Source organism: Thalassobacter stenotrophicus (assembly GCF_001458315.1).
Classification (GTDB): domain Bacteria; phylum Pseudomonadota; class Alphaproteobacteria; order Rhodobacterales; family Rhodobacteraceae; genus Thalassobacter; species Thalassobacter stenotrophicus.
Map to the genome: position 1 here is coordinate 568,321 of NZ_CYRX01000031.1, position 10,596 is coordinate 578,916.

Annotated in this window: 8 protein-coding genes; 6 read left to right on the top strand and 2 right to left on the bottom strand. The window is 57.1% G+C overall.

Annotated features, from left to right (window positions below):
- Positions 1–22: 22 nt before the first annotated feature.
- Positions 23–1,366 (bottom strand): RNA polymerase factor sigma-54, encoded by a 1,344-nt coding sequence (gene rpoN / locus THS5294_RS13365; RefSeq protein ID WP_058124154.1) that lies wholly within the window; start codon positions 1,364–1,366, stop codon positions 23–25.
- Positions 1,367–1,600: 234 nt separating this feature from the next.
- On the opposite strand from rpoN, the gene THS5294_RS18275 reads away from it, so the two are divergent.
- Positions 1,601–1,759: a hypothetical protein gene (locus THS5294_RS18275; RefSeq protein ID WP_158508602.1), complete on the top strand. Its 159-nt coding sequence runs from the start codon at positions 1,601–1,603 to the stop codon at positions 1,757–1,759.
- Positions 1,760–1,768: 9 nt separating this feature from the next.
- Here the strand turns inward: THS5294_RS18275 and THS5294_RS13370 are convergent, their stop codons facing one another.
- A complete protein-coding gene (locus tag THS5294_RS13370) occupies positions 1,769–2,278 on the bottom strand; it encodes an Lcl C-terminal domain-containing protein (protein ID WP_058124155.1) in 510 nt (169 codons plus the stop codon).
- An 86-nt stretch (positions 2,279–2,364) separates the two neighbouring features.
- Between THS5294_RS13370 and THS5294_RS13375 the strand changes: the two genes are divergently transcribed.
- The 5 genes from THS5294_RS13375 to THS5294_RS13395 all read left to right on the top strand — a co-directional run bounded on the left by THS5294_RS13375 (position 2,365) and on the right by THS5294_RS13395 (position 10,549).
- Positions 2,365–3,126, top strand: a complete 762-nt coding sequence (locus THS5294_RS13375) for a motility protein A (RefSeq protein ID WP_038006768.1) — start codon at positions 2,365–2,367, stop codon at positions 3,124–3,126.
- Between the two features lie 28 nt (positions 3,127–3,154).
- Positions 3,155–4,390, top strand: a complete 1,236-nt coding sequence (locus THS5294_RS13380; protein ID WP_038006766.1) for a flagellar motor protein MotB — start codon at positions 3,155–3,157, stop codon at positions 4,388–4,390.
- A 180-nt stretch (positions 4,391–4,570) separates the two neighbouring features.
- Positions 4,571–6,301, top strand: coding sequence for a type I secretion system permease/ATPase (locus THS5294_RS13385; RefSeq protein ID WP_058124156.1), 1,731 nt, complete (start codon positions 4,571–4,573; stop codon positions 6,299–6,301).
- Positions 6,298–7,611: an HlyD family type I secretion periplasmic adaptor subunit gene (locus tag THS5294_RS13390; protein ID WP_058124157.1), complete on the top strand. Its 1,314-nt coding sequence runs from the start codon at positions 6,298–6,300 to the stop codon at positions 7,609–7,611. The genes THS5294_RS13385 and THS5294_RS13390 overlap by 4 nt, the downstream gene beginning before the upstream one ends.
- Before the next feature lie 205 nt (positions 7,612–7,816).
- The gene (locus tag THS5294_RS13395) at positions 7,817–10,549 is read left to right on the top strand and encodes a hypothetical protein (protein ID WP_058124158.1); all 2,733 of its coding nucleotides are present in this window, start codon (positions 7,817–7,819) and stop codon (positions 10,547–10,549) included.
- The last annotated feature ends 47 nt before the right edge of the window (positions 10,550–10,596 follow it).

Genomic DNA, 10,596 nt, shown 5'->3' on the forward strand with positions numbered 1-10,596 from the left:
CTTTTGTGCAATCGCTTGGACACTACAAAACCGAAGCGATCTTGGCGTGACGCCTACGCTCCGACGAGGACGGGATACGGTCCATCTTGCGGTATTTGGCAACCGTGCGCCGCGCAATGCGAAACCCCTCACCGGTCAATAGCTGGGTAATCCGGTCATCACTTAGGGGACGTGTGGGCGTCTCACCGCCCACCATTTCACGGATCTTTTCGCGCACAACCCGGGCCGAGGCCCCCTCATCCGACTGATCGGTATTGATCGCGGTGCTGAAGAACACCTTAAGCGGAAAACACCCCTGTGGCGTTTGCATCATCATAGAGGATGTTACGCGGCTAATCGTGCTTTCGTGTACCCCAACAGCATCCGCAATCGCCTTCAACTTGAGCGGCCGCATATGCTGCATCCCATTCTCAAGAAACGCTTTTTGGTATCGCACGATTTCTGCGGCGACCTTGATGCTCGTCTCATTGCGCTGCGCGATGGCCCGCCCCAACCAGCGCGCCGTGCCCAGCGATGTGCGCACAAATTCGCGGTCGGCATCTTCCATCGTTAGTTTACGCACACGGCGCCCCAACGTCTCATCTACCTTGATCACGGGCAGTGTCGCGTTGTTCAATTCAGCCACCCAATCGCCACTCGCATCCTGGTACGCGCGCAAGTCCGGTGCACGCACGGGCATCACATCCGCCCCGCCCAATCCAAGACCAGGCTTGGGATCCAACCCACGCAGTTGGCGCAACGCCTGACCCAATTCCTCTTGGGTGCAATTCAACCTACGACGTAACGCACCAAGCTCGCCTGCTTGGATCAATGCGAGATTATCAATCAAGGTGTGTAGACGCGCAGCCTCCACCGCAGGACCCCGCACTTGCAGCTTGAGGCACTCTGTCAGGTTACGCGCAAACAACCCCGCGGGCTCTGCCTTTTGCAACTGCATCAAGACCTGCTCAGCGCGTGCCCAATCGACCCCCATATTGTCGGCGATGGCATCCAGCGGTTCCGTGATCCAACCAGTCGGCTCAAGGTGCGAGGCCAATGCGTAGCCGATTGCCCGCGACGCAGCATCTGGTAATAAATCCTCGACCTGACGAAAAATTTGCGCCTGAAACGACTGATCGGACGTGTCCGCAATATGCGCAATCGGGTCGTAGTCACCGTGGTCGGCCCGCCCCCCACCCATAGCCAAACGCGGCACCGCTTTGGGCGTCTCGACCTCAACAAACGGATTTTCTTCGGCTACTTTTTCGGCATAGCTCGAGAGCTCGAAGTTATTTAGCAGCAGCAATTTGATCGCCTGCTGAAGCTGCGGCGTAAAAACAAGCGATTGGCGCTGCGTAATTTGCGCCTGCATTGATAAATGTAACATCATGAACCCCTAATCGTGGTTAACGTTAGGGTAACAACGCCAAGGCATTGATTGTTTGTATCTTTTGAGAATTAGAGCTGTTTTAAGTTAATATATCTCAGTTTACGCATATTACTTGCATGCTAATCCCAAGTGGCAATTTCTGACCAATCGGAATGTGGTGCATTGAAAAAAATCGGTGATCCGACCCCACCTTGTAGACGCTGTATCGCCATACGTTTCTTTATAGGCGCGGTGGTCGGCACTGCGCTTCTAAACCTGCTAAGCCCCCAAACCTTTGAACTGCTAAAGGGCCAATCCACCCTGACGCTGTCGCTTGGCTTTGTCGGCACCTTGGCCGTCTGTGCGGTTGGCAAGGCGGTTCTTGAACTGCGCGATGCGCGCGACCGTTAACCATCCTCCCTACCGATCACGCACCAAACGAAACGCAAGCGGTTGCCGCGGCAGTGCCCGCGCGTAGGCGTGCCCGGTGTTAAAGTTTACCACCCAGTGGTTTCCCCACAGCAGCCGGTTGCGGTTAGATGTCCAATAGCTGCCGCGATATGTTCCGGGAAAATGGGTCTCATTGATCATGGGTGGGGCGTCGTTCATTTCCGCAAGCCGCGTTAACTCTTTGCGGGTCGGCAGACGCCAGCCATCGCCCGAACTGCGGGACGCGCGCAAAATTACGTCATCCGCTGCCTCCAACGGTGCCTTCAAAACCGTGCCGCGACACGCACCACCGGACCAGACCTGCCCCACACTACACCGCATCCACTCCAAACCTTCCAGCAAGTCGATCACAATCGGGCCCTTCGCCATTCGCCCCGAATTGTCCTGCGCGGCCACCCCCTGCGCGTAAACCGTTATCCCTAGTGCGAGGCACGCCCCCGTGACCCACCGCCCCAAGCCGGTCTTTTGCTTTATCTCCATCAAATAATCTCTCCCGGTCGACATATTCGATTTGGCACTGCGCTTGCATATTCCATGCCGAAACCGTCCATCGCAGGAGAAGCCCCATGGATATCGCATCGATCGTCGGACTAATCGGCGCCTTCGCCATGATCGGCGGTGCTATGATCGTGGGCGGCGGTCTGGCACCCTTCTTTGACGTGCCATCCGTGTTGATCGTGATCGGCGGCACCTTTTTCGCAGCGATGTATACCACGCCCATCGGCACCTTTTTCGGCAGTTTTGGCGCAATGGCCAAGGCGTTCCTCCCCCCGGTCAAGAAACTGGACAAAATGATCGAGCGGATGATTGAACTGGCCGGTATTGCCCGAAAGGACGGGATGATGGCGCTCGAGGGCCAAGAGGTCCCGGACAAATTCTTTGAAAAAGGCATGCAGCTCCTGGTCGACGGCGCGGACGAAAGCAAACTTGTCCAGCAGTTGAACCAAGAAATCAAATCCATGAAAGCGCGCCACGAGTCGAACCAGAACGTGATCAAAGCATGGATCGATCTGGCCCCTGCGATGGGCATGATTGGCACGCTGATTGGCCTTGTGTTGATGCTTGGCAACATGGAAGACCCCAAAGCCATCGGCCCTGCGATGGCTGTGGCGCTCTTAACCACGATGTACGGCGCGATTGTGGCCAACGTGATCTTTGCACCGATCCTCACCAAGCTCGAAGGCTACACCGCATATGAGGTGATCTACCGCGAAATGATCGTTCTTGGCCTGCGCAACATTGCACGCGGCGAGTCCCCGCGGAACATCCAAGATCAAATGGTCTCGAACCTGCCGCCCAAAATGCAGTCCAAGATTGAAGCTGCATAAATGATGCACGCGCGACGGGGGATGACCCATGGCTGAAGCCATCGAAGTTGTCGAAGAGGAAGAAGAAGAGGAATGCCCAAAGTGTCCTCCTGTCGGCGCACCTGCGTGGATGGCGACCTTTGCCGACCTTGCGACTCTATTGATGGCGTTCTTCGTCCTTATTCTTTCCTTTGCAGAGATGAACGTTCCAAAGTTCAAACAAATCTCCGGCTCGCTTAAGGATTCCTTCGGGGTCCAACGGGTCGTGCCGGTGGTGGAACAGCCCAAAGGCACCACAATCCTCGAGATGAATTTCAGCCCCTCGCCCGCCCCATCGGTGACCGAGGAAATGACCCAAGAAACAACCGAAATCCGCGAACCCGAGGTGAAAATTCCCTCGGATGATCGCGACATGGACGGCGAAGAAAACCTGCTTGAAGGTGCCGAGGACAACGAAGGTCTGGGCGGCACAGACGCCGACACCCAATCCGACAAAGACGGTCGCTCCGACGCCGAAGAACTTTTAGATGCTCTGCAAAAGATTGGTGAGGCGGTGAACATGACCGCCGAAATGGTAGACGACAAGGTGGTCGTCGACCTCAACGCTGAAGACGCCTCTCCACAAGAGATGATCGAGAAATTCAAGCGTGTCGGTCAAGCGATTGAAATCGCGGGCCTCGCGACAGGTAAATCCGAGCAAGAGGTCCTGTTTGGCGGGCTCGACCAGACCCTAAACGAACTGATCAGCATGGTGTCCGAGCTGGAACGCCAACAAGACGCTACCGGTGGCGCCCGGGATCAAGAGCAGTTGGATCAAAACGCGCGCGCCGAACAACTCGCGCGGGAGGCAGAGGCAGAGCTGAACGCCAACCTCGAAAATGAGATCGACCAAGGCATGGTCACCGTCGAGCGACGCGATAGCACCGTCTTTGTCACCCTTGGGGCAGGTGGCGCCTTTCCCTCCGGTTCTGCGGAACTGACCGGTGCTGCGCAATCCATCGTGGCCGAACTGGCCGCCGTGACCAACGATCCCGGCAGTAAAGTCGTCGTGGCGGGCCATACCGACAACGTCCCGATCGCCTTTGGCGCGCTCTACCGTGACAACTGGGACCTTGCCGCCGCCCGGGCTGCCAGCGTTGTCCAAGAAATCGAGGCCCTAGAGGAAGTCCCTGAACGCATCATGTCCGCAACCAGCTACGGGGAAACCCGCCCGATTGCCGACAATGAGACCGCCGAAGGCCGCGAACGCAACCGCCGCATCGAAATTGAGATCGATTTCGAATAGGCGCCGGTCTTCCTGCGTACCCCTCCCGGACGCAGGAAGACCAACTCGGATTGATAAAAATCAAAACCGAACAGCCAAGCTCACCTAGCCATGGAGCAGATGGCCCAATCCGCTCCGACGCCAAAAACCGGATTTCACAACGTCATCTCCTGATCAACCAAGACCCGGTGAGACGACTGCATGAGAAAATCCCCCTTCGGACTGCCCGAACTTCGCAAAGCCCGCCGATCCGGCGCATGGCTGTTGCTAGCAACATTCGTCTTCAGTGTGTTCGTGAACCTGCTGATGCTGACTGGGCCCCTCTTCATGTTGCAGGTCTATGACCGTGTCCTTGGTTCCCGCTCCGAGGAAACCTTGCTCGCACTTTTCATATTGGTTGTGATCCTGTTCACCCTGATGGCCTTTTTGGATTTCGCCCGGGGCCGCGTACTGGCCCGGTTCGGAGCGCGTTTTCAGTCATTGCTCGATGGCCGTGTGTTCAACGCTGTCCTCAAACGCGCGCTCTTTCCCCGCGATCGGTCAGAACCGGCCAGCGGCCTGCGTGATCTCGAAACGTTGCGCACATTATTCACATCAAACGTCATGACCGCACTGTTCGATATCCCGTGGACACCCATGTTCATCGGCGCGATCTTTCTGTTTCACCCGTGGATGGGCTGGCTCGCCACATTTGGCAGCGCGACCTTGATCCTGATCACCCTCGTGAACAACTGGCTCACCAATGCCAAAACGCTAGAGGCACAAGCCTCGTCCCTTCGCGCCCAAGGCTTGGCCGAACAGGTGCGCCGCTCCGCTGAAGTTGTCCGCGCGCAAGGAATGGCCAGCTCGGTCGCGGCGCGCTGGCTCACCCTACGGGACACAGCTTTGGGCCAATCCATTAAATCCAGCGACTGGACCGGGCTGTTTTCCTCCTTCAGCAAATCCAGCACACTTTTACTACAATCCTCCATGCTCGCACTTGGGGCCTATCTCGTGTTGCAGGGTGAATTGACCGCAGGCGCGATGATCGCCAGCTCCATCCTTCTGGGACGTGCGCTTGCGCCGGTACAACAGGCGCTCGGTCAGTGGGCGATGGTCCAAAGGGCGCGCGGCGCATGGACAGCCCTGTCCGAGCTTTTGCGCTCCACACCCGAGGATCCAGATTTCCACCGCCTCCCTACACCCGAGGCAAACATATCCTTCGCGGGCGTGACGGTCATCCCGCAGGGCGCGCGGGCACCGGTTCTGCGCGGCATTTCATTTTACATGGGCGCGGGTGAGGCCCTAGGCGTCATCGGCAAAAGCGCGTCGGGCAAAACAACGTTGGCCAAAACGCTGCTCGGCCTGACAAAAATCGCCGCCGGAGAGGTCCGGTTTGGCGGCGCCACTCTGGATCAATACAGCCCCGACGCATTGGGTGCCTACATCGGCTATCTCCCCCAAGAGGTCGTTTTGTTCACCGGCTCAATCGGTGAAAACATCGCCCGCATGTCGACAGAGCCAGACCAAGAAAAGGTGATTGAGGCCGCGAAACGCGCCAACGTCCATGAGATGATCCTCTCCCTGCCCCAAGGCTACAACACCCTGATACAAGGCGAAGACGGACAGCTTTCCGGCGGACAGAAACAGCGCATTGGCCTTGCACGTGCTCTTTATGGCGATCCGGTGCTGCTTTTGTTGGATGAGCCGAACTCAGCCCTCGACGCGGATGGGTCAGCCGCTCTTAACCGCGCGGTGCGTGACTTTAAGGCTGCGAACCGGGGCGTCATCATCATGACGCATCGCCCCTCTGCCATTTCTGAATGCGACCGACTGTTGATCATTGAAAACGGCAAGATCAAAGCCGAAGGCCCCCGTGATGAAGTTCTGGGGGCGATGGTCAGCAACGTCCATGAAATCCGCAAACCGATCAAAAAGGTGGAACCCCAATGACAGCGCCTGCCCCCTCTCCCCGCAAATGGAAGGCAACCGGCGCGCTGTTGATCGGCACACTCGCGCTGACCATTTTGGTGGGCGTCATCGGCGTCTGGAGCGTTGAGGCCCGCATCGCAGGTGCCGTTATCGCGCCCGGCATGATCCAAGTGGAATCTAACCGCCAAGTGCTGCAACACCCGCAAGGTGGCGTGGTCGGCGCGCTGTTCGTCAAGGACGGTGATCACGTTAATGCTGGCGACATCGTCCTACAGTTTGACGACACCCAGATGCGGTCAGAACTGGCAATCATCGAAGGACAATTGTTCGAAATCTTAGCCCGCAAAGCGCGGTTTCAGGCAGAGCGTGATGGGCTACCTGAGCTGCCCCTCCCCGCTGAGCTGCAAACACTCGCGCGGGAAAATCCAGATGTCCAATCCTTGATCGAAGGCCAAAAGCGGTTGTTTGAGGCGCGCGCAACATCTTTGCACCAGAACGCAGAACAGATCGATGAACAGATCGCCCAGACGGAAAACCAAATCCTAGGCGTCGGCTCTCAACTGACTGCACTGGAAAAACAAAACATCCTGATAGAAGCCGAGCTGGCAGACACCCAAGACTTGTTCGACAAGGGCCTGACCCCAGCATCCCGCCTATCGTCCCTCTTGCGCGAACAAGCGCGACTGGCGGGTGAGATCGGCAAAACCACCGCAAGCATCGCCCAATTGCGCGGTCAAATCGCAGCCCTGAACATCCGGCGCATCACTCTCACGACGCGGCTGCGCGAAGAGGCCATCTCAAGCCTGCGTGATCTGCAATATCATGAGGTGGAACTGGTGCAGCGCCGCCTTAGCCTGCTCGACACGCTCGCCCATCTCGACGTGCGCGCGCCCGTGGCGGGTGTTGTCTACGGCTCACAGGTCTTTGCACTACAATCGGTCGTCTCCCCTGCGGAGCCGATCATGTACATCATCCCTCAAGATCAGCCCCTTGTGGTATCGGCGCGCGTGGACCCCATCCACATCGATCAGGTCCACGTTGGCCAGCGCGCGACCCTTCGTTTTGCGGCCTTTGATCAACGCATGACGCCCGATGTTTTTGGACACGTCACCAACCTGTCAGCGGATGTCTTCACCGACGATGCCACCGGCCTTTCGTATTATCAGATCGAGCTGATCCCCGCAGAGGATCAGATGGGAAAATTGGGCGACCAAGTCCTGTTGCCGGGCATGCCGGTAGAAGCCTTCATCAAAACCGGCGAAAGGTCACCGCTCGCTTACCTTGCGAAGCCGCTGACCGACTATTTCGCAAAAGCCTTCCGCGAGACGTAACCGAAACGTCGCTGTGACCAAAGGCACGCACGCGTGAATTTGTACAAAAGGCGCGATCTTTGTTCAAAACGCCCTCGCCGCTTGATCAAAATCAACCCAATCACATTCACATATTTAAATTTGAAACTGAGGGATCTCAGCGCCGAAAAACAAGGCGTATGGGCGACCTCGGCATCGTTTTGAAGACATACGTTAGGAGGATTAGATGGCAAATTCTGGCAAAGGCCGCCCATCAAAAGGCCCAATCCCGGGCGCGATTGGCGCAGCAGTTACCCCGCTGGGCAGACAAAACACTTTGATCGAAGACATCGTCGCGCAGATTACGACTGCGGATCTGATGGAAATAGACACAGAAGTTCTTGTCGGTGACTTGGACTCGACAGATGTGCGCAACGACGCAGACAGTAGTGATCGTACCGCTCCTACTCTTAGTGTCGCGACCGGAGCCTCAGCTGCGACTGCAAGCGCCATCGGGGCGGTCGCCAGCGAAGCGGCGCAACAAGCGGGTTTTGGCGCAAGCGGTAATCCCAACAGCGCGGGCAACTCTGGCTTCGGCGCTGGTGGCAATCCTAACGCGGGACAAGGCGGCACAGGCAACCCCAATCCCGGCGGCAACAATCCTGGCACTGGAAATGGAACTGGCGCGGGCAACCCCAATCCGGGCGGGAATAACCCGGGCAACGGCAACGGAAATGGCGCAGGCAATCCCAACGCGGGCGGCAGCGGGAACGGCGATGGTTCGGGCGGAGGGGATGGCGGATCCGACAAACCGGCACCAGCCCCGACACCGCCCGATATCCCGCTTTTGAACGCAGACACCGTCCAATTCAAATCCAGCTATGTGTTCAACGTCGATGACGTGACTGTCGGATTTGACGGCACCACCCTCGCCGATCGGCCCGAAAGCCTCGACCTCAGCACACAAGTGGTCACCAAAGAAGGGGTCACCATCAACCCCATCGACAGCGAATTTGGCTTCTACGTCGATGACTTTATCGGCGCCCAACAAAAGGTCTGGGACGGCGACTTTGGCGAAGGCTTCGTGGGCACCCTACCCGGCGGTGACGGCATCGCAGTTGCGGATGCGCGCACAGACACCTTCTCAACCCCTGCGCGTCTGGGCACATGGCTTGAAGGCATCGGCGGCAACTTTGTCAAAGCCTCGACCGAGCATTACTCCGTCATGCAAGACATTCTGGCGGACCAAGCTTTTCCGGGCGACGATACCGGCTTTTATCAGTTGGACGATGACCTGAGGATTGTCGATTATAAAATCGACGCAAACTTCCAACCGATCCTTGATACAAGCGGTCGGTTGCAACAGGACGTGCTACACGACTTCTACATCAAGGAAATCGTAACCGCGCTGGAACAGGCCAACGCCGATACGCCCTTGTCCATCGACTTTGATCGCGATGGCACCACAGACGCATATTCCGCCTACATGGACTATCAGGACTTTGAGGGCACAAGCCGCTATGTGGCCGTTGTCGATATTGGCAACGACGGCACCGTTGATGTTGTGGATGGGAACCTGAACGGCTTTGGCGTCTTTGGGATTTCGGATATTCTGGCCCCGAACGAAAGCACGATCCTCGCGGATATCGCGGTGGGCAGTGATTACTCCGTCACGCTAAAAGATGATGGCAAGCTGCTCTATCGGTGGGGCAATGCGATCAAGCGGCCCAATGACGTGCGGCTCGACGCCAAGATGGACCTGCCTGACGAGTGGAAGATCGACAGTGATGGCGATGGGTTGTTGCAACTCTATCAAATCACGGCCGCTGAGTTGGTGGTGAACCACACTGTCACGAACAACCCCAATGACCAAATCCGCCCCGAAGATTTTGAGAACGAGGCGGCTATTGGCATTTTGCCAGACTACGTCGAGGTCCGCGATCCGTTTGATCCCGATAATGTTCTGTGGGTCTCAACCAAAGATGTTTATGCGGGCGATGGCACGTTCCTGCAAAGCTATCTGTCCGACACACCGACATCGACTGTCGTGTTTGATCTGGGCGGCAACCCGATTGGGTACCTCAACACAGGCCCGGCGGGTGAGCCTATCGGGACCGTTCTGCGCGATTTCTCATTGATTGATGCCGCTGACGGATCAACCTTGTCACAGATCGGCGCGCTATCTAGCGACCTGACGGGGGGCTTCACGAAGGCGTGGTACACCACAATGGACCGCGAACCTTTCCAAGCGGACCTCACGGACGATGGCTCAGAGTACGAGATCGGCCCACGCTGGCGGCTTCAGCCCGACAAATACGGCCAAGACCTGCCCAGCGTCACCATTCCGCAGGACGTCAGCAACCCGCCCCCCGTGACCAATGGTCAGGAAAAATACGAGGTCGGCGCAGACACGACCACCGTGTTGAATCTGCTGGATTGGAGCGGCACCTCGCCCCTTACCCTTAGTGCCGGGTGGATGAGCAACAATGGTGAAGTCTCGGACAACGGCGTGAATATGACCGATAATTTCGACGTCGCCTACTACATCAAAGGTGATATGAAACCGGTCAATCTGTATGATGCAGAGCTGCTGATGGAGTACGAAGAGGTCACCATCAACAACGCCAACACCACGATCAACGGCACCATTTTCGAAAACACATTGGTCGGCAAAGGGTCAAACACCTTTGACCTGAGCGGCGTGGCCCTGGACCAAACCGATGGTCGCTCTGACCTCATCGTGTTGGGGTATGGCGCCGAAACGGCAGAGGATATCGGCTTTAACGAAGTCTATGATTTTGGGCTGGAAGAAGACGCGCTAGGCTTGATCGGGTTCGACCTGAACCCCGACAACTACAACATCCACATCACCCAGCTCCAAACCGGCGATGGACTGCTCGTCAACTTGGACAACACCGAAATCGCGATGCTGCACGATGTGACCGGTTTCCTGACGGCGGATGATTTCTACTTCGCGTGAATGTTAGAACGATTAGTGGATGCCGGTCGCAAGACCGGCTCCCATTA